The following is a 23,635-nucleotide window of genomic DNA, read 5'->3' as shown; positions in this document are numbered from 1 at the left end:
CTTCTTTAACCTACAAATTAAGTTATGCTTAATATTCTATAGTTTAATTAATTAAATTTGATTTTTCTTTGCGCGTTTTGCATTCTTTTCACGTTCGTTTTTGTTTAAGATTTGTTTACGCAAACGAATACTTTCAGGTGTTACTTCACAGTACTCATCATCTGCTAGAAATTCTAACGACTCTTCTAAAGATAAAGTACGTGGCGTTTTAATCACATTAGTTTGGTCTTTCGTAGCACTACGAACATTAGTTTGTTGTTTAGCTTTTGTAATATTGACTGATAAGTCATTTTCACGAGAATGCTCTCCAACAATCATTCCTTCGTATATATCGACACCTGGAGCGATGAAAATCACACCACGGTCTTCAACCCCCATAATTCCATACGTAGTAGTTTTTCCTGTTTCAGTTGCAACAAGAGCCCCATTGCGACGACCACCAAGGTTTTCGTTTAGCATTGGCATATAGGCCTCAAACGTGTGGTTAATAATACCATATCCATGAGTCATAGATAAGAATTCTGTAGTATATCCAATCAAACCACGAGCTGGCACAAGGAATACTAAGCGAACTTGTCCATTATCTGAATGGACCATGTCTTGCATTTCACCCTTACGCTGTCCCATTGTTTCAATAATACTTCCAGCATATTCTTCTGGCGTATCAATTTGTACTCGTTCATATGGCTCACAAATTACACCATCAATTTCTTTTTTAATTACTTTTGGACGAGACACTTGTAATTCATAACCTTCTCGACGCATTGTTTCAACTAATATCGCTAAATGCAACTCGCCACGACCTGATACAACCCATGCATCTGGTGAATCTGTATTTTCAATCTTTAAAGAAACATCTGTATGTAATTCACGCATTAAACGTTCTTCAAGTTTACGAGACGTTACAAATTTACCTTCTCGACCTGCAAATGGTGAATTATTAGTTAAGAAAGTCATTTGTAAAGTTGGTTCGTCTATACGTAGTACAGGTAAAGCTTCTTGAACATCCACTGGTGTAATCGTTTCACCAACGAAAATATCTTCCATACCTGACACCGCGATTAAATCTCCAGCAAATGCCTCTTCAATTTCTACACGATCTAATCCTAAATAACCAAACAATTTGGTTACACGGAAGTTCTTAGATGAACCATCTAATTTCATAACAGAAACTTGATCTCCAACTTTAATTGAACCACGGAATACACGACCTACTCCGATACGGCCAACATAATCATTATAATCCAATAAAGCCACTTGGAACTGTAAAGGCTCTTCACGATTATCTACTGGTGCTGGAATATATTCTAATATTGTTTCAAAAATCGGATCCATCGTTTCTAATTGCTCACTTGGATCATCAGAACGGCTACTTGTTCCGTTTAAAGCCGAAGCAAATAAAACAGGGAATTCTAATTGATCTTCATCTGCACCTAATTCAATAAATAAATCAAGAACTTCATCAATAACTTCCATTGGTCGAGCTGATGGTTTATCTATTTTGTTCACAACAACAATTGGCACTAACCCTTGATCTAAAGCTTTCTTTAAAACAAATCGAGTTTGTGGCATTGTGCCTTCATAAGCATCAACAACTAATAACACTCCATCAACCATTTTCATGATACGTTCCACTTCTCCACCGAAATCGGCATGTCCTGGTGTATCCATAATATTAATTCGAGTACCTTGATAATTAACTGCTGTATTTTTAGCTAAAATTGTAATTCCACGTTCTTTTTCTAAATCATTACGGTCCATCGCACGCTCTGCTAATTCCTTGTGAGCATCTAATGTATCCGATTGTTTTAACAATTCATTCACTAAACTTGTTTTCCCATGATCGACATGGGCAATTATTGCTACATTTCGTATATCTTGACGTTGTTGCATTTATCTTCCTCCTACGTATCTGGCAAAATGAGGGGTTTTATCAATCATTTCTACCATAAAGAAAAGACCTCACATAGAGGCCTTTAAGCATCATAACTAATGTTATTTTACCATGAATCACCAGTGATAAAAACAATTTTATCGATAAAAACGCTACCATTTGTAATAAAAACGTTTACTTTATAAATTAGTTGGCTATTCTACATCACAATCGAATATTTCAAGGGCGTTTAAGAGTGTTGGATAAGCTGCTGAGCTCGCCATTAAGACTGGCCCATAATTCATTAATGGTAGTTCTTCACCTGTCCATGTTGTTAAATGGAAACCAAATTCCTTAAATATTATACGTGCAACTGCTGTATCCCATGGTGCTAATACAGAAGAAATATAACTGCTTCGTGTTCCCAATACAATGGCAATTGTACATAAAGAGGCTGCTCCCGTAATTCTAATTCCTAATGATTCTTCAATTAAATATCGCGTGAGTTGAGGACGATGAATCGGTACACGAGCACTCATTTCAACTAGACTATTTTCAACAGATAAATCCGTTGGAGTAATACGGCGATCATTCCAATAAACGCCTTCTCCTTTAATCGCTACTAAAATATTCCCAGTTCCACCTTCAACAATCATTCCAAATTGTCCAATACCTTCTTGATAAAATGCTAACATCATACCAAATTGTCGTTGTCCTTGAACAAAATTCATTGTGCCATCAATTGGATCTAATATCCATTCATTTCCTTGTCCAATAATTTCACTTTCTGCTGTTTGTTCTTCTCCTAAAATGCGATCATTAGGAAAATACTGGCGGATATTACTAACAATCCGTTCCTCTACTTCTTTATCTAACTGCGTAACTACATCCGTCCGATCTTTCTTTTCTTCAACTACTAATGGATCGTTTAAATGATTCATTAAAAAATCATGGGCGGAAAGAATCCATTCTTTCCCTAACTCTAAACGTTTTATTATTTCATTATTCATTTTTACTACCCCTTATAATTTTAGTCTTTTTTTAGATTTCTTAATTGGTGTTTTTATTTCGAGAAATTGTTGTTTTAATTCTTTTGCAGAAGTAACTACTCGATAAATTGAATAACCACTCACTTCTTCAAAATCGCGTGAAATTTGCCTTTCTTCACTTTTACTAGGAACAACGTTTTTAAACGTTTTATAACTCATTAAGACATTTTCATAATCGACGCCTTGCTCGTACACGTCTTCGACCACTGTAAAAAAATTAATCACATCTTTTATTTCTTGATGGTTCCAACTTAAATCAATTGGATAATGATAGTTTTGTTTAGTCATTCCATCCCCTCTTTTCTGTTTCTCTATTATATGAAAATTAAATGTAAAAATCCACCTAGCAATAATTGTTCCACCATAAAAAAAACAGTAGCATCATTGCTACTGTTCACTAAAAAATATTTGTCATTCGACGTTTATATTTCACTTAATAAATAACCATATCCTTTTTCCGTCATTTTATCTTTTGGAATAAACTGAATCGATGAACTATTAATACAAAATCGCAATCCACCTTGGTCTTTCGGCCCATCTTCAAATACATGACCTAAATGTGAATGACCAGATCGACTACGTACTTCGATACGATTCATATGGAATGAATGATCATCGTGATAAGTAACAACTTCTGAACTAATCGGACGTGTGAAACTAGGCCAACCACAACCTGATTCAAATTTATCTCGGGATGAAAAAAGTGGTTCACCTGTTGCGACATCAACATATAATCCTGCTTCTGTATTGTCCCAATATTCATTTGAAAAGGCTCGTTCGGTATCATTAGTTTGCGTAACTGCATACTGTTCTGCTGTCAAACGTTCTTTCAGTTCACGATCTGACGGTTTTGGGTATTTTTTTAAATCGATAATTGGATCGTTTGCTTTACTGACATCAATATGACAATATCCTGATGGATTCTTTTGTAAGTAATCCTGATGATAATCTTCTGCCAAAACATAATGTTTAAGAGGTGCTACTTCCACTACTAATGGTTGACTATACTTTTGCGATTCTTCTGCCATTAATTGGTTAATTGTTGATAAGTCTCCTTCATCAGTATAATAAATACCTGTTCGATATTGTTTTCCTTTATCATTTCCTTGCTGATTCAAACTTGTAGGATCCACGACTCTAAAATAATACAGTAATAAATCGCGTAAACTGACCACTGCTGGATCATATTTAATATGTACCGTTTCAGCATGACCCGTTCGTCCAATCAGCTGGTATGATGTAGATTCAGTTTGACCATTGCCATATCCTACCGTAACATCCTCTACACCATTAATTTGTTCGTAATAGGCCTCTAATCCCCAAAAACATCCACCCGCTAAATAGATTTCTTTTGTACGACCACTTGACTTTATGTTTTTTTGATTGATTACTTTATTGGGTTTGTTAGTCACTATTTTTTCAACTTTTGCTTCCATTGAATCAGATGCCTTTGCATTGACCTGATATATTGTCCAGGCAATTAAAAGGCTACTAAGCGTGATAATAGCTACTGCTATAATACGTTTCATCTACTTCCTCCTTCATTCGTACAATAAGATATTTAATTATTTATTTTGAATGAGTCGTTCAATTCCCTTTTGATCCAAATGACCTGGTAAAACTTGTTCAATTTCACCTCTTTCATTTAAAATAATCATTGTTGGATATCCACGAACATTAAATTGTTCAATTAAATCACCTTGTTCATCCATCAAAACAGGTAGATGCTTATAATCAAATTTTTTATACCATTTAACAAAATCTGCTTTACTTTTTTCATTATTATGTCCAGGTGAAACTATTGAAATGAATTTATAATCGGTATCTTTTTCAGCTAATTTATCACTATCTTCCAAAGTTGCTAAACAGATAGGACACCATGATGCCCATAGTTTTAGTACGACTTTTTGTCCTTCAAAATCTGAACGTTTGACTAGATTGCCATCAATATCTTTTAGTTCAAAATTTACTACTTGTGAAACATCTTTATCTTCATCTGTCATATTCATAGAGGTATCTTCCATCGTCGTCTTTTCTTTTTCTTCCATCTTCATTTCATCTTTTTTTTGTTGGTTCATTGGCATTGAACATGCTCCTAATAAGAAACAACTACTTAATAACATCCAATTTTTTATCCATTTATTCATACATTCCACGTCCTTTTTTATTTTCACTTTAAAACATTCAAAAATTTTTAATTCATAAAAAGTGTTGTCAATAAATTAACTTGTCCTAACATCACTAAAACACCCATGACGATAATTAAAATACCACCTATTTTTTTGATTAATCCCATATGTTTTTTTAATTTATTAAGATGCTTAATTAACCAACTGGAAACAATCGCTAACATTAAAAATGGAACAGATACTCCTAAAGAATAAACTGCAGTTAGTAATGCCCCTGTAAATACATTTCCTGAAAGTGATAACACAAGAATCGCACTAAGTACTGGCCCAATACAAGGGGTCCATCCGAAACTAAAACTTAATCCTAATAAAAACGCACTCCAATAATTACCTTTCCCACTTGACGAAAATTGGACTGATTTCTGCCGTTGTAACAAATCTAATTGAATAAAACCTGCTTGATGCGCACCTAATACAATCATTAAAGCACCCATTACTAAATGTAAATACGGTTGATTAAGCAATTGTCCAAAGAGTCCTGCACCTATCCCTAAAGAGATAAAAACTATAGATAATCCTAGTACAAAACAAATGGTTTTAATTAATGGTTTTCGATAGATGGTTAAATTAAAGAACTTAAAACTTGCTGTCCCTGTATCATCTACTAAAATACCTAAATATACAGGTAACAATGGTAAGATACACGGTGATAAAAATGATAATATACCTGCAATAAAAGCTGAACCAATATAAAATAAATTAAACTCCATCTTGTGCCTCTTTTCTATTTTCGTTTTTTAAAGGTAAACGTAATTCAAATTCACTTCCTTTACCCACTTGACTTTTTACTGATAAATTTCCACCTAATTGATGTGCTAAATTTTGACTAATATACAAGCCTATTCCTGACCCGCCTGTTTTCGAATTACGTGATTTTTCTACACGATACATAAATTCAAAAATATACGGTAGTTCTTCAGATGGGATTCCTTCTCCTTGATCAACAACTTGAATAATTAAATCTTTATTCGTATGAAAGACAATTAATTGAATCGTAGTTTTATGTGGCGAATATTTAATGGCATTTTCAATTAAATTCATCAAAATTCTTGTGATGTGCAATTCATTGGTCCAAATTACCGGCACTTCTTTTGGTAAATCTACTTTTATCTCTTGTTGTTTTTCTTTTAGTGAAAATTGAAAAGACGATAATACTTGGACGATTAATTGATCTATCCAAATTTCTTTTAATTGCCCTTCTAATACAGTGGTATCTTTACTATCCATTACACTAATTTCCATTAACTGATTAATCAAAGTTGTGAGACGATACACTTGATGGGCCATACTATGATACATATCTTGTAATTCTTCAACCTCGACCATTTCATCTTCTAAAGCTTCTATTTGACTTCGTAGTGCGGTTAAAGGAGTTTTTAAATCATGTCCCAATTGTGCTACTAATTGCTTCTTTTCTTTTTCACTCACTTCAAGCGCTTGAAACGTCTGCGCTAATGTATTAGACATGTGATTAAAATCTTTGGCAAGTTCTTTTATTTCATACGGTGCATGAACTAAGTTAACTGAATCAAATGATTTTTGACTAATTTGTTTTGTTTGTTCACTCAATTGATTCAAGGAATTAAATGTTCCTTTGAGTAAATACATGCCGATGAGTGAACCAAGTATATTAGCAATAAAAGTAATACTCATTAATATATAACCATCATTTGAATGTAAATACATTTGATTAATACTAAATCCGATAATGATGCATACAACTAAGCTTGAAGTAATAAATGATAATATAAATAAATTTCTTAATCGCATTCTTCTTGCTCCATTCGATAACCTAAGCCCCAAACAGTTTTTATTTGTGGATAAGCTTGACCATTCGCAGCTACCTCCAGTTTATTTCTTAATTCATGAATATGAACATTCAAAGTATTGGCACTTTCAAAATATTCTGTTTCCCATACTAGTTCGTACAGTTCTGATTTTGAAAATACTCTCCCTAAATTTGTTAAAAATAATTTTAAAAGATGAAATTCTTTAATTGAAAGATTGAGCATACTATTATATAGCGATACTTGATGCCTTAACTCATCTAGTGCAAATGGGCCTACCTCTATTAATCCTTGAACTTTTTCATTTTCTGGGTGAATTCGTCTTAAAATATTTTTAACGCGCAAAGTTAGCTCTCTTGGACTAAAAGGTTTTGTTATAAAATCATCAGCACCAATCATTAATGAATATAATTTATCTTGTTCTTGATTCTTAGCTGTTACAAAAATAAATGGCGCACGTTCCTTAATTTGTAGAACTTCATCAATAAACTCATAACCATCCATTTCTGGCATCATAATATCCGTAATAATCAAATCAATCAGGTGTTGCTTGTATAATTTCAAGGCTTCTTTACCATTTTTAGCGATTAAAACTTCATATCCCTCTCGTTTTAAATAACGTCGAATAACATCTGTGATGGCTTCTTCGTCATCTACTAGTAATATCGTTCGCATCTTATCCCTCCTAATATATCTGTTTATGAATATTAATTAATTCTATTAAAATATTTGTTCGTTCCATATGTTAACCTAATAGTATCGTCTGCCTCTTAACCTCCACTAAACCTTTTCTTAAGTAATTCTTAACTGCAAGCTAATTTTACCTTAATTTGTGCATTTTCACATCTATTCTTACTCACATCTGCTTTTTAAGACAAAATGTTCAGTAAATTCAAAAAGCCTCTAGTTCATCCAAAGAACTAGAGGCAATTATTATACTTAATAAATTAACAGGAACTACTTTTCTCTTTTTGGTTCATGTACATTGTGTAATAGATCCCACGATTATTTAAAAGATCTTCGTGTTTTCCAATCTCAACAATTTCTCCATTCGATATAACAACAATTCGATCAGCGTTTTGAATAGTAGATAGTCGATGAGCAATAATAAATGTAGTGCGTCCTTCTTTTAATACGTCCATTGCTTGTTGAATAATTTGTTCTGTTTCTGTATCAACATGCGAAGTCGCTTCGTCTAGCATCAATATTTTAGGCTTTGCGGCTAAAGCACGTGCAAAACTTATTAATTGTCTTTCACCGCTTGAAAAATCTGCACCGTGTTCACGAACTTCATGATAAATACCTTCTTTATAATTTTCAATTAAATAACCAGCTCCAACTTGCTCTAACACTTTACGAACGTCGTCATCAGATAAATCTGTTTGATTCATTCGAATATTAGAGGCAATAGTTCCAGTGAACAAATAAGGATCTTGCAAAACAATCGCCATATCTTGTCGCATTTGATGACGATTAACTTCACTAATTGGAATATCATCGATATAAATCTGTCCTGAATCAGGCTCATAATATCGAAACAGTAAATTTAGTAAGGTTGATTTGCCAGAGCCAGTGGTCCCCACTAATCCAATTGTTTCACCCGATTGCACATTCAAATTAATTCGTTTTAGTATGGGCTCGCCTTCTTTATAAGAAAACATAATGTCTTCAAAACGGACTTTGCCTTCTTTTATTTCAAAACGATTAGTTTCAAATGATTCAACTGGCTCATCCATAAATTCAAAAACTCGTTTACCTGTTGCTAACGATTGCTGAATATTTGAAATACCATTTACAAACATTTGAACCGGTGCAAATAAACGGTTAATATAGTCAATAAATACATACAGCATGCCTGCAGTAATTGCCATTTGACCCGTTATGTACCCTTGAGAGATATATAATAGAAAAATTAAAATGGTTCCATCGCGTAAAATATCTCCAAATCCCCAAACAAAAAGTGATTGGGCAAAAATTGACCGACGATTCAAATCGAAAATTTCTTTCGAATTTTTTTTGAATAAATATAGAAAATGCTGCTCTTTTTGAAACATCTGAATCAAAGTGACTCCGGTCAAATACTCGTTAATTTTTGAATTTAATTCAGAAATTTTTTCCCTAACACTAATTTGAATGGGCGTCATATATTTAGTATAGAGATGTTGCCAAATAAAAATAATTGGTAATATAAGTAACAACGCTGTAGCTAATCTAAAATCTAAATAAAATAGCATCACGTATGTTCCAATAATTGAAATGCAACTAATTAATAAATCAGCAATTACACGAACGTAAAAGTCTTTTCTCAAAACTTCTGTATCATTGATAAGTCTTGATACTATACTCCCTGCAGGATGTTCGTCAAAGTATTTAACAGGCAATTGATTCATTTTTTCTAATAGTTGATTTCTCATTTGTTTAACAATGTCATTCGATACGTACTGTAATTTTAAACGACTTGCATAACTTAAAATAGTTGAAATAATATTAACTCCCACATACATCGCAAGCAATTTAACTAATAAAGATGTATTAATTGGACGTCCCAAACTAACAGGTGTCAATACATCGTCTATCATACGTCTCCCAATTAATGGTATCCATAAATTTAATGCTGTAAGAAGGATTACTCCAAGTATTCCTAATATAAAGCCTATTCTAAAATCATATATACTCTTAATTAACCGTTTTAATACTTGTTTCACTATTACACCTCTTTCGTTTGCTGGTGTATATATTGTTCGTTATACCATCCATTAATATTCATTAAATCATTATGGTTTCCTTGTTCAACAATACAACCATCATCCAACACTAAAATCCAATCCGCTTGCTCTAATGCTGAGAGTCGATGAGTCACAATTATTTTAGTTTGCTCATCAAAATGTTGATTCAAATATTGCATAATTTGACGCTCTGTTGTCGCATCTACAGCGGATAAAGCATCATCTAAAATAAGAACGCTGGATGATCTTAAGAAAGCACGTGCTAAGGCTAAACGCTGCTTCTGTCCACCTGATAATGACATTCCTTTCTCTCCGACTAACGTATCTAATCCTCTATTAAAAGCTAGGACATCCTTTTTAAAATCTGCCCATTCTAACACTTTGTAGAGATCCTCATCGCTATATGATTCGTCTCCGAATACTAAATTATCTCTAATGGTTCCAGAAAATAAAGTATGCTCTTGTGGAACAAATGTAAACAATTGTCGGACATTTGATCGACGATAGTCGTTGAGAGGAATATCATTAATAAAGGGAGCCTGATTAGTATAAGGATACGTATAAAAAAGCTGTTGAATTAAAGTTGTTTTTCCACTTCCAGTACGTCCCACAATTCCTATTGTTTGGCCTTTTTTTATTTCAAAATTAATATGTTTTAAAGCAGTTGATTCGCTATTTGGATATTGAAATGAAAAGTCTTTAAAGGCAATAGAATCAAAATGTTTTAACTGACGATTTCCGTTATAAAGATTGGTCTCCTTTTGCTCTAATACTTCATCAATTCTGCGCCATGCCGATTTTCCCTGTTGAGCCACACTTATTAAATCGCCTAACATAATCATTGGCCATATTAACATTGTAATATACACTTGAAAACCAACAAGCATACCCACTGTAATTTTTCCTTGTTGAATCAATAGCACACCACAAATAAAAGAAATAACATAGCTTAATCGCATGCCTAATTCAAATAGTGGTTCAAAACGTGCTGACATTTCAGCAATTTGATTATTTTTCACAACCGTCTCAGTTGTTTTTAGATTGAATGACTGATTAGTTGATTTCTCCATATTAAAAGCACGAACGACTCGAACACCGTCAATTAATTCTAAAAGTTCGGAATTCATTTGCGAAATAGCTTGTTGAGCTTTTGTGTAATATTGATCGACTAATGTTCCCCATTTATATGTAAAATAAGAAACAAATGGTAATGGTAGCAATGACACAATGGTTAATAATGGTGAAATCGTAAAAATCATCATTCCTACCACAAAAATGATCATAATACTTGCATTAAAAGCAGTCATTAATCCATATCCTATTGTCATTTGCATCACACCAACATCTTCACTCGTCCGAGTAAACAGATCACCTTTTTTAAACAGACTATAAAAATTCCCATTACGACTTAGATATTGTTTCATTAAATTATTTTTTAGTTCCATTCCCAAATCTTCTGAGCCTAAAAAAATTAAATAAGACCAAATAAAATCAGCAATGTAAACTAAAATAATAGATCCTAAAAAATACATTGCATATAAAATCTGATCGTTTTTAGTTAGCGTACGAGAAATTATACCATCTACAAATAAACGAATAATTTGTGGCGGTACCATCCAAAAAATCGTCATCAAAATTAAAAAAAGTGCAATTACTACATACCTCAATTTATGTTTGCTTATATAAGGCAATAAAGCTTGAAATAAATCTTTCATTTTATCCTCCATAATCACTCGTTTTTAAACAAAAAAAGAACTTTCCCTAAATGTTCAAAAGGAAAGTTCTTTAAATAAATGACACTATTATTATGTAGGTCAGATAAACTATCTTATGATTCAAATTTAGGGGGATGCATCATTACAACTTGTTCATTTAATGTAATCATCATAATCCCCCCCTTCTAGTAATATTAAGATTATTCTAATCTAATATACGAAAAAAGTCAATAAAACTAACAAAAAAATGCACAACGAAAAAGAACACTTTTTATACAATAATTTGATTGAGTTTTACTTTAGAATTTGTTTAAATAAAACTTATCCGTTACTATTTCACAAAGTGAAACAAAAGTGCTCGTTTTCAAAAAATGTATAATAATCATTATAAAGTAGAAATTATTCGGTTTTTAATAAAATTAAAGGCCTATATATTATATTTTCTTAATTTTTTAATGTTTTAAGAAAAAATTAATTTTTTATACATAAATGATAAGAAATCTTAAACACTTTGTGATTGTATTTCTTATTATACTCAACTATAATAAGAAGTGTTCTCTCTCAGGAATTATTTTTTAGCATGAAAGAAGGAGTTGTAAAAAGTGAAAGAAATTAGAGAAAAACTACAAGAATTAATTGATAGTGAAGTTTCAAGTTATCGTATTCAAATTGACACAGGATTGAGTACATCAATTATAACAGGTTTACGTCGTGGTGAACGTAAAATCGATAATTTAAGTTTCAAAACTGCAGAACGATTATACGATTATGCAATGAAAAAATTAGTTTAGAAGACGAGCATTTTACAGCTCGTTTTTTTATATGCTAAAAAAATCTCATCTTTTTAAGATGAGATTTTTTATTTATTAAATATGAATTGGTAATCCTAAAGCTAATTCTGAAGCGTCCATTACAGTTTCAGCTAATGAAGGATGAGAATGAATTGTTAAAGCAATATCTTCCGCATTCATACCTGCTTCAATTGCTAATCCTAATTCAGCGATTACATCACTTGCACTAACTCCTGCTACCTGAGCTCCAACTAAAACGTTATCTTCTTTAGTCGTTACTAAACGAACGAATCCTTCAGTTTGGTTTAATGAAAGTGCACGTCCATTTCCTGCAAGAGGGAATTTTGATGCTTTAACATCTAAACCTTGCTCTTTAGCCTCTTTAACAGTTAAACCTACAGAAGCCAATTCTGGATCTGTAAAGGCAACTGCTGGCATCCCAATATAATCAATAGCCGCTGGTTTACCTGAAATAGCTTCGGCAGCAATTTTTCCTTCATAGCTTGCTTTGTGAGCTAACCATGCACCCGGCGTAATATCTCCAATAGCATAAATGTGGTCAAAGTTAGTTTGCCCTTTTTCATTTACTTGAACAACACCACGTTCGTTCATTTCTACTCCAATAACATCTAGACCTAATTCATCAGTGTTTGGACGGCGACCAACAGCAACCATCACATAATCTGCTTCAATAGTTTCTGCTTTACCATCTACTTCATAAGTAACTGTCACTGAATCCCCATTGTCAACAGCTGATTTAGCCATTGCTTTAGTAATAATGGAAATACCACGTTCTTTAAAGGAATCTTCAACTAATTTTACCATATCTTTTTCAAATGTTGGTAAAATTTGTGGTGACCCTTCAAGAATTGTTACTTGACTACCTAAATTAGCATACGCCCCACCTAATTCAGATCCAATAACTCCTCCACCAACGATAACTAGTTTTTCAGGAACTTCAGTCACATTTAATAAGCCAGTAGAGTCGATAATTCTTCCACCAAATTTGAAACCAGGAATTTCGATTGGACGGCTTCCTGTAGCAACAATCGCATTATTAAATGAATATGTTTGTGCTGATTCTTCTTGGATAACACGTAATGTGTTTTCATCAACAAAGAAAGCTTCACCGCGCAATATTTCAATTTTATTTTTCTTTAACAGAAACTCCACACCACTTGTCAATTTTTTAACAACTTGGTTGTCTTTCCAATCTTGTGTCTTAGAAAAATCTAATTCAACTTTATCCGTTGTAATACCAAATAACTCTGATGATTTTGCATCATGGTATTTGTGTCCTGCAGTAATTAAAGCTTTTGATGGAATACATCCGACGTTTAAACAAACGCCGCCAATGTATTCACGTTCAATAATAGCTACTTTTTGACCTAATTGAGCTGCACGAATAGCAGCTACATATCCTCCAGGTCCAGAGCCAATGACTACTGTATCTAATTCTATTGCGAAATCTCCTACAACCATATATTTAGCACCTTACCCTTCCATCAATAGCAATTCTGGATCTGCTAATAAGCGTTTAATTTCGTTCATTGCATTTTGAGCTGTTGCACCATCTACAATACGGTGGTCAAATGACAATGATAATTTCAAATTACGTCCTACTACAATTTCGCCTTCTGCATTCACAACTGGCTCTGTAGCAATTGTACCCATTCCTAAAATAGCTACTTCTGGATGATTAATAATTGGAGTGAACCAACTTCCACGAGCTGAACCAATATTAGAAATAGTTACTGTACCGTTACTCATTTCATCGCGTGATAGTTGACCTTCATGTGCTTTACCAGCTAATTCACTAATTTCACTTGCGATTTTAAACATACTTTTCGCATTAGCATCTTTAATATTTGGAACGAATAAGCCTGCTTCAGTATCTGTAGCAATACCAATATTATAGTAATCTTTAAATACGATTTCTTGAGTTGCATCATCGATTGAAGCATTTAATACAGGATATTTCTTAACTGTAGCTACTAAAGCTTTTACAACATATGGCAAGAATGTTAATTTTACATCTTGAACAGCTGCAATTTCTTTGAATTTCTTACGATGATCCCAAAGTTTAGAAACTTCTACTTGATCAAATAATGTCACATGCGGTGCAGTATGCTTGCTGTTAACCATAGCTTTAGAAATTGCACGGCGCATTGGTGTTAATTTTTCACGACGTTCCCGATTTTCCATTGTTGATGTGTATGGCTGTGCAGGAGCTGCTGGTACAGCTGGTGTTGTTGATGTTTCAACTGTTTGATTTTGTGCTTCTTCTGCTACAGGTGCTGCAACTGTTGCTACTTCACCTGAACCAAAACGATCAATATCTTCTCGAAGAACACGTCCACCTTTTCCAGTTGGTGTTACTTGAGTAATATCTACACCTTTTTCACGTGCATATTGACGAACGCTAGGCATAGCTAACACACGTTTTCCACTTTCTGCACTTGAAGTTCCTGTTGGTTCAGCTGGAGCAACTGGCTCTGCTTTAGTTTCAGTCACTGGGTCAACTGCCTTGATCTCAGCGGCTGGACTAGCTGGAGTTTGTTCTTCAGCCGGAGCTGGTGTTGATGGACTTTCAGCTGATGAAGATGCACTAGCTCCATCTAATTCTGGATCACCTGTTTCAATTTCAACAATTACGTCGCCAACACGTGAAACGGTTCCTTCTTCAACATTTACTTTTACAACTTTTCCAGTTACTGGACTTGGAATCTCTTCAACGGATTTATCATTTTGAACTTCAATTAAAGTATCATCTTCCGCAATCGTATCGCCAACTTTTACGTCAATTTTAACGATTTCACCTTCAGCAATTCCTTCACCAATATCTGGTAATTTAAATTGATATGCCATGAATTAAAGCCTCCTCTTAAAATTCTACAGTTTCTTTAATTTTTGCTTCGATGTCTTTTGCATTTGGTAACCAATCGTTTTCAGCTTGACCGAATGGGAAAACTGTATCTGGTGCTGCTACACGACCAATTGGTGCTTCTAATGAAAGAATAGCACGTTCGCTAATTTCAGCCATAACCATTGCTCCAACACCTGCTTGACGTTGTGCTTCTTGGACTACAACTGCTCGACCTGTTTTTTCAACACTCTTAACGATTGTTTCTATATCTAAAGGTGCAACTGTTCGTAAGTCAACAACTTCTACAGAGATGCCTTCTTTTTCTAGTTTTTCAGCAGCTTTCAATGATTCGCGAACCATTGCTCCATAAGTAATTACTGAAACATCTGATCCTTCGCGTGAAATAGCCGCTTTGTCTAAAGGTACTGTATATTCACCTTCTGGAACTTCTTCACGGAAAGAACGGTATAATTTCATATGTTCTAAATATACAACTGGATCATTTGAACGAAGTGCTGAAATTAACAATCCTTTTGCATCATAAGGGTTACTTGGAATAACTACACGAATACCTGGTGATTGAGCCATCAAGCCTTCTAAGTTATCTGAATGAAGCTCAGGTGTGTGAACCCCACCACCGAATGGCGAACGAATTGTAATTGGTAGATTACGCGTTCCACCCATACGGTAACGTGTACGAGCTGCTTGTCCTACGATTGAATCCATTACTTCAAAAACAAATCCGAAGAATTGAATTTCAGGTACTGGACGATATCCTTCTAATGCTAAACCAATTGCTAAACCACCAATACCTGATTCAGCTAACGGTGTATCGAACACACGGTCTTCACCAAACTGTTCTTGTAAACCTTGTGTTGCACGGAATACTCCACCGTTCTTACCAACATCTTCACCAAAAACTAAAATATTCTCGTCGTTTTTCATTTCAATTTCAAGCGCATTAGTAATCGCTTGGATTAAAGTCATTTGAGCCATTATTATTTACCCTCCTTAGCTTCGAAAGTCGCAATTTGTTCTTTCAATAGTTCAGGTGTTTCTTCGAACATATTTTTCAAGAATGTTGAAACTTTTTGTTTAGGTGCGCTATCCGCAACCTTTAAAGCCGCCTTGATTTCTTCTTTTACTTCTTCAATATGAGCGTTTTCGATTTCTTCAGACCATAGTCCTTTATCTTCTAAGAATTTACGGAAACGAATTAATGGGTCACGTTTCAACCATGGATCCATTGATCCTTCTTGTTGATAACGTTTTGGATCATCTCCTGATAAAGTATGTGGACCAAAGCGATATGTAATAGACTCGATTAACACAGGACCATTTCCAGCAACTGCAAATTCACGAGCTTTTTTAGATACAGCATAAACTGCTAAAGGATCCATACCATCTACTTGTATACCAGGAATTCCAACAGCAACAGCTTTTTGAGCTAATGTTGTCGCAGCTGTTTGAACACTACGTGGTGTAGAAATAGCCCATCCGTTATTTTGGATATAAAACACTGCTGGAGCTTTGTACGCACCCGCAAAGTTAATCCCTTCGTAGAAATCTCCTTGTGAAGATCCGCCGTCACCTGTATAAGTGATTGCCACATTTTTTGCTCCACGCTTTTTAAGACCTAAAGCAACACCTGCTGTTTGAACATATTGTGCTCCGATAATAATTTGTGGTGGTAAAGCTTTTAGAGATTCTTCATAATGATTACCCATTTCATGTCCACGTGACCATAAAAATGCTTGTGAAAGTGGTAAACCATGTTTAACTAATTGAGGAACATCACGGTAGCCAGGTAATAAATAGTCTTCTGCTTCAAAAGCTTTTATACTTGCTAATTGGCTTGCTTCTTGACCAGCTGTAGGTGCATAGAAACCTAAGCGTCCTTGACGGTTTAAAGCAGTTGAACGTTCGTGTAAAATACGACTCCAAACCATGTCTTTCATTAATTCTACTAATTCTTCATCAGAAATTTCAGGCATTAAATCTGGATTAACTACTACTCCATCTTCATTTAATATTTGAACCATTTCAAAATTGCGATTTTCTGGTGTTAATAAATCGTCAATGGTTACTTGTTTTTTCTTAGCCATCGTGCAAACATCCTCTCTTTTTTTAATTATTAATAAAAAAACAGTTGTAAAAACTGTTATATTTAATTCATTTATCTAATACCAAGTTACCACGCTTGTCACATTATTGCAAGTATATTAGCTTTGTGAACAAAAAAACTAATGGGATAGTTGTGATAACGCTTTATTTGTCATGTTTTCAGAAAATGAACGCGTTTTTTTACATGTGAAATTCTCTGTTATAATTTTATAAAAATGCTGTTTCTAACTATAAATTTAATTAGTACAGATTTTTGATAAGTGTACTATAGATAATTTGTTATATCCTTATTTTAAGCCATAAATATTATGATTTTTTATCTGAAATTGATTTTATTTTCTGTTATAATTAATAGCGATTTAATGTAAAAAAAAGGAGGAATATTGTGATAACAATGGACCATATTATAAAAGAAGGACATCCTACTTTAAGAGAAAAAGCAAAAAAAGTTGAATTCCCTCTTACAAGTGATACAAAAGAAATGGCTGAAGAAATGTTAACTTTTTTAAAAAACAGTCAAAATCCTGAAATAGCCGAAAAATATAAATTACGTGCTGGTGTAGGTTTAGCCGCTCCACAAATAAATAAAAATTTGCAAATTATAGCTGTTCATATTCCTTATCTCTTTGAAGATGAAGATAATGAAGAAATAAACCACGATATAGACACTTTAGATAGTTTTACTCATATTATGATTAATCCACGTATTTTAAGTGAATCAGTTCAGCAAATAGCATTGTCTAGTGGTGAAGGTTGCTTATCTGTTGATCGTACGGTAGAAGGCTATGTTCCTCGAGCAAAAAAAATAAAATTGCGTTTTCAAGATATAGAAGGTCAAACTCATCAATTAACCCTTCATGATTATGAAGCCATTGTTGTTCAACATGAAATAGATCATTTAAATGGTATTATGTTTTATGACCGCATTCATACGGAAGATCCGTTCCACCAACCGAAACAGCTTGAGCTATTATAATAATTACTACGGACAACTATAAGGAGACTATTGAATAATGACTCACAAAGTGATTGTATTTGATTTAGATGACACGCTTTATGCTAAATCTGATCCTTTCTTAGAAACGGTAAAACAGTATACAGAAAAATCTTACGACGCCTATCAACTTTATACAGATTTCTTAAAATACTCAGAACATTATTTCAATGAATACACTAGTAATGTCATTACACTAGAACAAAGCTACATTAAGCGAATGCAAAAAACGTTACAAACCATCGATATTCATTTATCCGATTCGGAAGCTTTAATTTTTAATACAAAATATCAATTAGCTCAAAAAGCAATTGGTTTAAAAGAGTCATTTAAAGATTTGTTAGAATTTTATAGTCAACAAGGAATTGAATTAGCTATTTTAACAAATGGTCCTACTCATACACAAATAAAAAAATGTGAATGTTTGAAACTAGAGCAATTTATTCCTAGAAAAAATTGGTTTGTCTCAGACCAAATTGGCTATAAAAAACCTGACCCGAGAGTTTTTGAATATGTTTGTCAACAAATGAATACTCAACCTAATCAAATGATTATGATTGGAGATACGATTCAGTCTGATGTAGCAGGAGCGATGTTAAGCGGCTGGCACTATATATGGACCAGACCACATAGTTTAAAGCATAACACAAGCAATCCTCATGTCGTATACTCAATTAGTACCTTAAAAAATCGTTTAGATGATTTCATAAATAGCTAAATTGACCTAAGTATGATAAAATTAAACCAGTTTGATACTGGTTTATTTTTATTTATGCACGTAAATTGAATAACAACATCAACTTTTAACTATTTAAAATAAAATTTAATAATAATTAATTAAAGGAGATTATATATATGATATATAAAGTAATTTATCAACCAGACCAAAAACAAGTACCGCAAAGAGAAACTAGCGAATCACTATACGTGGAAGCAGAATCCATTGTTGAAGTGCGCCGCATGGTTACTCAACATACAGACTATGTCATCGAGTTTATTCAGGAATTAACTGGTAAACATCTTGAATATGAGCAACAACAAGAAGATTTTGAATTAACGGAGTTTTCAAATGAAGATTAATTTAAAAAATAACGAAACAGGCATATTTGGCGTCGGTGGACTTCATGAAATCGGAAAAAATATGTACGGTGTCCAATTCCAAGATGAAATCATCATAATGGATGCAGGTATTCGTTTTCCTGAAGATGAACTTCTTGGTATTGATTATGTTATTCCGGACTATTCATACCTTGTTCAAAATCAAAACAAAATAAAGGGATTGGTCATTTCTCACGGTCACGAAGACCATATAGGTGGTATTCCTTTCTTATTAAAAGAAATTAATATTCCAATTTACGCTTCGAAGTTGAGCTTAGCTTTGATTCGAAACAAATTAGAAGAACATGGCTTACTAAGAGATGCTATTCTTCACGAAATCGATGAAGATAGCGTCATTAAATTCAGAAAAACGACTGTATCATTTTATCGCACAACACATAGTATTCCTGATGCACTGGGAATTGTAGTTAAAACTCCTTCAGGAAATATTGTGTTTACAGGCGATTATAAATTTGATTTTACGCCAATCGGAAAACCAGCTGATTTACATAAAATGGCGCGGATTGGTGAAGAAGGGGTACTAGTCATGTTAGGTGACAGTACAAACTCTGAAGTCAGCGGATTTACTCAATCCGAAAAAGTCGTCGAACAATCTATTAGAAATATTATTCAAAAAGTTGATGGCCGAATCATTTTTGCAACATTCGCTTCTAATATTTCAAGGTTAGCTATGGTAACAGAAGTAGCTAAAGAAGTTGATCGCAAAATTGCTGTTTTTGGCCGTAGTATGGAATCAGCTATACGTAACGCACGTCAGCTCGGATATATTCAAGCAAAAGATAGTTTGTTTATAAAAGGAAATGAAATTAATAATTATCAAGCAAATGAAGTTATTATTCTGTGTACAGGTTCTCAAGGTGAACAAATGGCCGCATTAAGCCGAATTGCTAACGGAACACATCGCCAAGTATCAATACAACCAGGCGATACCGTTATTTTCTCAAGTTCACCTATTCCTGGTAATACAATTAGTGTGAATCGGGTGATTAACCTACTATCCGAAGCTGGAGCTCACGTGATTCACGGTAAAGTAAATAATATTCATACATCTGGTCATGGTAGCCAAGAAGAACAAAAATTAATGTTACGTTTAATGCAACCAAAATATTTTGTTCCCGTTCATGGTGAGTATCGCATGTTAAAAATCCAAACAAAAATCGCTCAAGAAGTTGGCGTACCTAAAGACAATTGTTTCATCTTAAAAAATGGTGAAGTGCTTGCTGTTAAAGAAAACTCAGCAAGACGTGCTGGACAATTTCCAGCTGATGAAGTTTATGTAGACGGTAAAGGAATTGGTGATATTGGACATATTGTTTTAAAAGATCGTAAAATTTTATCCCAACATGGTTTAGTTATTGTTGTTGCAACAATTGACTATGATACAAATACTTTAGTAGCAGGTCCAGATATTTTATCTCGTGGTTTTATATACATGCGTGAATCTGGTGATTTACTAAATGAAGCACAACAAATGTTACGACGTGATATATTAAATGTATTAAATGAAGAAGATGATCTTCAAGAACGTCATATTCGTCAAAGAATTATTGATACATTACAACCGTATTTGTATGACCAAACTGAACGTCGTCCAATTATTTTACCAGTTATTTTGGATGTTAATTTTAATCAAACACATCATTAAAAAGGATCGTATAATGTATAGGGTTGCTGGCTAACGCCGCAACTCTATTTTTATTTAAGAACACAAAAAAGAACAGGTCTATTTCTATTATAAATGTTTCACATCTTTATAAATAAGAGCTGTTCTATAAATAAAATTGTTGCCTATACATTCAGATCATAGAATAAAAATACAATATCAATAATTAAAAGTTATCAAAAATGAAAAGTAGTCCTCTAAGATAGGTCATAAATTGACTCATCTTAAAGGACTACTCTTTTTATTGAACGAGTTGGTGTTTAAACGCATAAATTGTAGCTTGTGTACGATCTGCTACATCTAATTTTGAAAGAATATTCGATACATGCGTTTTAACCGTTTTCAGCGTGATGAACAATTCATCAGCAATTTCTTGATTACTTCTACCTTTAGCGATTAATAGAAGAACTTCTTTTTCTCGATTGGTCAAATCATCATGTGGCATATGTTGCGTTCTTTTACGATAATGGTTTAACATTTTTTCCGTAACTTCAGATTCATAAATCTTTTTTCCCGCATTTGTCTGACGAATTGCTTCAGCAATTTCCGCTGCTTGCGACGTTTTCAAAATATAACTTTGTGCACCAGCCTCAATCGCCGGGAAAACTTTTTCATCATCTAAAAAACTTGTTAGAATAATTATTTTAGCTTCTGGCCATTCTGACATGATCATTTTAGTGGATTCAATTCCATCAACTGGCTCCATTACCAAGTCCATAAGAATAACATCAGGTTTTAAGCTAATAGCCTTCTCATAACCTTTTTGACCGTCACTTGCTTCTCCAACAACTTCAATATCTGATTGAATCGCCAAATAAGTCGAAACACCCATTCGAACCATTTCGTGATCATCTACTAACAGAACCTTTATCATTCTAACACCTCTACTCTTTCTTCAAATTGAATTTTAAATTTTAGGTATACGCACATCAATTGTTGTTCCTTGTCCTTTGAAAGAAACGATATTCAATTGTCCTCCCATACTATCGACTCTTTCTTTTATATTAATTAAACCATAATTTCCATGCTTTTCAAGTTCAGGCTCAAAGCCGACACCATCATCTGCTATTCTTAGTGAAATATTATTATCTGTTTCTTTTAAATAAAGTTCAAGATGATCCGCATGAGCATGCCTTAAAGTGTTTGATAAAATTTCTTGTGTCATTCGAAAGAGATTGTCTTCATTACCTGGAATAAGACTTACATCATCTAATTCCCAGTGAATATTTAGAGATATTTTCGAATCCAATTCCTTTAATAAATTTAAAATTCCTTCTTTTAAAGAACGTCCTTCTAAATTAACTGGTCTTAAATGTAACAGCAGTGCACGCATTTCTACTTGAGCTTCATTGATTACTTTTTCAATTGTTTTTAATTGCTTTATAATTACATCTCGTTCTACATTGCTATTTTCGGTCAAAGCGGCCAACATCATCATTGATGCAAACAATTGTTGACTAACAGAATCATGAAGTTCCCTTGCAATACGATGGCGTTCTGCTTCTAAAATTTCTTCCTTTGTTTCATCATTATCAACTACTCTTCTTAATGCTGACATCTCTTGAACTTCTTGATTTAATAGAACAATTTTTTGACGTATTGTATCTATAGCGTGTCGATAACCATCCACAGAAAATTTCATTTCTAAAATATTCAATGTATCTACTTCAAAAATTGGATGACGATAATTTCCCACAGCAATCCATTGCAAACGTTCAGAAATGTTTTTTTCAATCATTCGATCTATATAAGCATATAAAACTGAAAAAATCGCAATTAATATTAATACAAATCCAATCAAAATAAAAAATGTTTTTAAATTTGATAAAACTAATATTTGATTATAATTAATTAGTTCAGATAGAAAATAAGTAATCCCAAATAATAATAAGCCCGTATAGATTAATAAAATGACACCGTATTTAACCATTCGCTCCAAACGAATCATAAAACAATCACCTCAAAATCTCCAAATAAATTATTTGAAATGATTTTTACTCGTTTTGTTGCTGTATCAAAATTAAAACTGTAATATTGTCCGATTTCATTTCTTAAATGATCCGTTTGTTCTAAAAATTGCACATCGCTTAGTACGGAATGATGTTTTAAAGATACTCCCATGCCAGGTGGTACAATAACTTTTGTATCACCAAAAGCTTTGTTGATGACAATATAGTTATCACCATTTGGAAGAATAGTATGTCCTAAATCAATTATCATATCTCCTGCTAAAGAATTAAATGTCATATCATCCCACTCAAAGCGTTTATTAATGAGGATACGATCACCAATCCACTTTTGTTTAAAATTCGTACGATTAGACTCAGGAAATTTTGTTTTTAAACTGACTAATTGTGCCAATTTATTACGGCGTCCACTAAGATTACTAAAGCTTAAAAATACATACGTTGCAGTAAGGACTAATATAAACCATGAGTAAATATTAGCTAAACTTGCACTGAAAATTAAAAACACGCCTAGAATAATCAATAAATTAATACCTTTTTTATTAAATCGTGAACGACGCCACCATCCTAAAATAATTAGAAAAAAGCCTCCGATAACTAGATTGAATAAAACGGAATCTTGACAAATAGAGTATCCTAATAAAGCAAATAAAATTATCTCTAATATTATAAAGACTTTAAACATATTTTTTTGCTTAAACATTTTTTGTCCTCCTAAATATAAAGCTTTTATTTCATTATAAAAGAGACTTGCTATTTAGCAAGTCTCTTT

Annotated in this window: 22 protein-coding genes; 5 read left to right on the top strand and 17 right to left on the bottom strand. The window is 33.2% G+C overall.

The window, feature by feature from the left end; translation table 11 throughout:
- Positions 1-51 precede the first annotated feature (51 nt).
- The 10 genes from typA to L866_RS0100170 form a co-directional block, all read right to left on the bottom strand.
- Positions 52-1,893 (bottom strand): translational GTPase TypA, encoded by a 1,842-nt coding sequence (typA, locus tag L866_RS0100215; protein WP_025727982.1) that lies wholly within the window; start codon positions 1,891-1,893, stop codon positions 52-54.
- A gap of 195 nt (positions 1,894-2,088) precedes the next feature.
- Positions 2,089-2,883: an inositol monophosphatase family protein gene (locus tag L866_RS0100210; protein ID WP_025727980.1), complete on the bottom strand. Its 795-nt coding sequence runs from the start codon at positions 2,881-2,883 to the stop codon at positions 2,089-2,091.
- A gap of 12 nt (positions 2,884-2,895) precedes the next feature.
- Positions 2,896-3,210 carry a UPF0223 family protein gene (locus tag L866_RS0100205; protein WP_025727979.1) on the bottom strand — a complete coding sequence of 105 codons (315 nt, stop codon included), beginning with the start codon at positions 3,208-3,210 and terminating at the stop codon, positions 2,896-2,898.
- A gap of 134 nt (positions 3,211-3,344) precedes the next feature.
- Positions 3,345-4,451, bottom strand: a complete 1,107-nt coding sequence (msrB, locus tag L866_RS0100200) for a peptide-methionine (R)-S-oxide reductase MsrB (protein ID WP_025727977.1) — start codon at positions 4,449-4,451, stop codon at positions 3,345-3,347.
- A 36-nt stretch (positions 4,452-4,487) separates the two neighbouring features.
- Positions 4,488-5,069, bottom strand: a complete 582-nt coding sequence (locus L866_RS0100195) for a redoxin domain-containing protein (protein ID WP_035445754.1) — start codon at positions 5,067-5,069, stop codon at positions 4,488-4,490.
- A 47-nt stretch (positions 5,070-5,116) separates the two neighbouring features.
- A complete protein-coding gene (locus L866_RS0100190; RefSeq protein WP_025727973.1) occupies positions 5,117-5,821 on the bottom strand; it encodes a cytochrome c biogenesis CcdA family protein in 705 nt (234 codons plus the stop codon).
- Complete coding sequence (locus L866_RS0100185; RefSeq protein ID WP_025727971.1) at positions 5,811-6,881, bottom strand: sensor histidine kinase; 1,071 nt, start codon at positions 6,879-6,881, stop codon at positions 5,811-5,813. Before L866_RS0100185 ends, L866_RS0100190 begins: the two co-directional genes overlap by 11 nt.
- Positions 6,872-7,573, bottom strand: a complete 702-nt coding sequence (locus L866_RS0100180) for a response regulator transcription factor (protein ID WP_025727969.1) — start codon at positions 7,571-7,573, stop codon at positions 6,872-6,874. The genes L866_RS0100185 and L866_RS0100180 overlap by 10 nt, the downstream gene beginning before the upstream one ends.
- Before the next feature lie 272 nt (positions 7,574-7,845).
- A complete protein-coding gene (locus tag L866_RS0100175; RefSeq protein ID WP_025727967.1) occupies positions 7,846-9,603 on the bottom strand; it encodes an ABC transporter ATP-binding protein in 1,758 nt (585 codons plus the stop codon).
- Between the two features lie 2 nt (positions 9,604-9,605).
- Positions 9,606-11,339, bottom strand: a complete 1,734-nt coding sequence (locus L866_RS0100170) for an ABC transporter ATP-binding protein (protein WP_025727965.1) — start codon at positions 11,337-11,339, stop codon at positions 9,606-9,608.
- Between the two features lie 602 nt (positions 11,340-11,941).
- Between L866_RS0100170 and L866_RS0100165 the strand changes: the two genes are divergently transcribed.
- Positions 11,942-12,130: a hypothetical protein gene (locus L866_RS0100165; protein ID WP_025727963.1), complete on the top strand. Its 189-nt coding sequence runs from the start codon at positions 11,942-11,944 to the stop codon at positions 12,128-12,130.
- A gap of 75 nt (positions 12,131-12,205) precedes the next feature.
- Here the strand turns inward: L866_RS0100165 and lpdA are convergent, their stop codons facing one another.
- From lpdA to pdhA, 4 genes are read right to left on the bottom strand one after another with little or no spacing between them, the layout of a single operon-like run.
- On the bottom strand, positions 12,206-13,612 hold the full coding sequence (gene lpdA, locus L866_RS0100160; RefSeq protein ID WP_025727961.1) for a dihydrolipoyl dehydrogenase: 1,407 nt from the start codon (positions 13,610-13,612) through the stop codon (positions 12,206-12,208).
- A 12-nt stretch (positions 13,613-13,624) separates the two neighbouring features.
- Entirely contained in the window at positions 13,625-14,998 is a 1,374-nt protein-coding gene (locus tag L866_RS0100155; RefSeq protein WP_025727959.1) for a 2-oxo acid dehydrogenase subunit E2, read from the bottom strand.
- Positions 14,999-15,014: 16 nt separating this feature from the next.
- The gene (locus L866_RS0100150) at positions 15,015-15,992 is read right to left on the bottom strand and encodes an alpha-ketoacid dehydrogenase subunit beta (RefSeq protein ID WP_025727957.1); all 978 of its coding nucleotides are present in this window, start codon (positions 15,990-15,992) and stop codon (positions 15,015-15,017) included.
- 2 nt (positions 15,993-15,994) lie between these two features.
- Complete coding sequence (pdhA, locus tag L866_RS0100145) at positions 15,995-17,101, bottom strand: pyruvate dehydrogenase (acetyl-transferring) E1 component subunit alpha (RefSeq protein ID WP_025727955.1); 1,107 nt, start codon at positions 17,099-17,101, stop codon at positions 15,995-15,997.
- 404 nt (positions 17,102-17,505) lie between these two features.
- On the opposite strand from pdhA, the gene def reads away from it, so the two are divergent.
- From def to rnjA, 4 genes are all read left to right on the top strand, one after another.
- Positions 17,506-18,096, top strand: coding sequence for a peptide deformylase (def, locus tag L866_RS0100140; RefSeq protein WP_025727952.1), 591 nt, complete (start codon positions 17,506-17,508; stop codon positions 18,094-18,096).
- 37 nt (positions 18,097-18,133) lie between these two features.
- Positions 18,134-18,832, top strand: a complete 699-nt coding sequence (locus L866_RS0100135) for an HAD family hydrolase (protein ID WP_025727950.1) — start codon at positions 18,134-18,136, stop codon at positions 18,830-18,832.
- A 137-nt stretch (positions 18,833-18,969) separates the two neighbouring features.
- Positions 18,970-19,194, top strand: a complete 225-nt coding sequence (locus L866_RS0100130; protein ID WP_025727948.1) for a DNA-directed RNA polymerase subunit epsilon — start codon at positions 18,970-18,972, stop codon at positions 19,192-19,194.
- Positions 19,184-20,878: a ribonuclease J1 gene (rnjA, locus tag L866_RS0100125; RefSeq protein WP_025727946.1), complete on the top strand. Its 1,695-nt coding sequence runs from the start codon at positions 19,184-19,186 to the stop codon at positions 20,876-20,878. Before L866_RS0100130 ends, rnjA begins: the two co-directional genes overlap by 11 nt.
- 259 nt (positions 20,879-21,137) lie before the next feature.
- Here the strand turns inward: rnjA and L866_RS0100120 are convergent, their stop codons facing one another.
- Genes L866_RS0100120 through liaF form a run of 3 tightly spaced genes read right to left on the bottom strand, consistent with a single transcriptional unit; the run spans position 21,138 to position 23,566 of the window.
- Positions 21,138-21,770 (bottom strand): response regulator transcription factor, encoded by a 633-nt coding sequence (locus L866_RS0100120; RefSeq protein ID WP_025727944.1) that lies wholly within the window; start codon positions 21,768-21,770, stop codon positions 21,138-21,140.
- A 33-nt stretch (positions 21,771-21,803) separates the two neighbouring features.
- A complete protein-coding gene (locus L866_RS0100115) occupies positions 21,804-22,844 on the bottom strand; it encodes a sensor histidine kinase (RefSeq protein ID WP_035445752.1) in 1,041 nt (346 codons plus the stop codon).
- Positions 22,841-23,566 (bottom strand): cell wall-active antibiotics response protein LiaF, encoded by a 726-nt coding sequence (gene liaF / locus L866_RS0100110; protein ID WP_025727940.1) that lies wholly within the window; start codon positions 23,564-23,566, stop codon positions 22,841-22,843. The genes L866_RS0100115 and liaF overlap by 4 nt, the downstream gene beginning before the upstream one ends.
- Positions 23,567-23,635 lie beyond the last annotated feature (69 nt).

Origin of the sequence: Atopobacter phocae ATCC BAA-285 (genome assembly GCF_000526675.1) — a bacterium.
GTDB lineage: Bacteria > Bacillota > Bacilli > Lactobacillales > Aerococcaceae > Atopobacter > Atopobacter phocae.
The sequence above is the reverse complement of the archived record's forward strand: the minus strand, read 5'-3'. Positions and strand labels throughout refer to the sequence as shown.

Coding starts and splice junctions, on each gene's coding strand:
- typA (WP_025727982.1), bottom strand. CDS start 1,893: ATGCAACAACGTCAAGATATACGAAATGTAGCAATAATTGCCCATGTC.
- pdhA (WP_025727955.1), bottom strand. CDS start 17,101: ATGGCTAAGAAAAAACAAGTAACCATTGACGATTTATTAACACCAGAA.
- L866_RS0100130 (WP_025727948.1), top strand. CDS start 18,970: ATGATATATAAAGTAATTTATCAACCAGACCAAAAACAAGTACCGCAA.
- L866_RS0100195 (WP_035445754.1), bottom strand. CDS start 5,069: ATGAATAAATGGATAAAAAATTGGATGTTATTAAGTAGTTGTTTCTTA.
- L866_RS0100205 (WP_025727979.1), bottom strand. CDS start 3,210: ATGACTAAACAAAACTATCATTATCCAATTGATTTAAGTTGGAACCAT.
- L866_RS0100135 (WP_025727950.1), top strand. CDS start 18,134: ATGACTCACAAAGTGATTGTATTTGATTTAGATGACACGCTTTATGCT.
- L866_RS0100150 (WP_025727957.1), bottom strand. CDS start 15,992: ATGGCTCAAATGACTTTAATCCAAGCGATTACTAATGCGCTTGAAATT.
- msrB (WP_025727977.1), bottom strand. CDS start 4,451: ATGAAACGTATTATAGCAGTAGCTATTATCACGCTTAGTAGCCTTTTA.
- L866_RS0100120 (WP_025727944.1), bottom strand. CDS start 21,770: ATGATAAAGGTTCTGTTAGTAGATGATCACGAAATGGTTCGAATGGGT.
- L866_RS0100190 (WP_025727973.1), bottom strand. CDS start 5,821: ATGGAGTTTAATTTATTTTATATTGGTTCAGCTTTTATTGCAGGTATA.
- L866_RS0100210 (WP_025727980.1), bottom strand. CDS start 2,883: ATGAATAATGAAATAATAAAACGTTTAGAGTTAGGGAAAGAATGGATT.
- lpdA (WP_025727961.1), bottom strand. CDS start 13,612: ATGGTTGTAGGAGATTTCGCAATAGAATTAGATACAGTAGTCATTGGC.
- rnjA (WP_025727946.1), top strand. CDS start 19,184: ATGAAGATTAATTTAAAAAATAACGAAACAGGCATATTTGGCGTCGGT.
- L866_RS0100170 (WP_025727965.1), bottom strand. CDS start 11,339: ATGAAAGATTTATTTCAAGCTTTATTGCCTTATATAAGCAAACATAAA.
- L866_RS0100155 (WP_025727959.1), bottom strand. CDS start 14,998: ATGGCATATCAATTTAAATTACCAGATATTGGTGAAGGAATTGCTGAA.
- L866_RS0100115 (WP_035445752.1), bottom strand. CDS start 22,844: ATGATTCGTTTGGAGCGAATGGTTAAATACGGTGTCATTTTATTAATC.
- liaF (WP_025727940.1), bottom strand. CDS start 23,566: ATGTTTAAGCAAAAAAATATGTTTAAAGTCTTTATAATATTAGAGATA.
- L866_RS0100180 (WP_025727969.1), bottom strand. CDS start 7,573: ATGCGAACGATATTACTAGTAGATGACGAAGAAGCCATCACAGATGTT.
- L866_RS0100185 (WP_025727971.1), bottom strand. CDS start 6,881: ATGCGATTAAGAAATTTATTTATATTATCATTTATTACTTCAAGCTTA.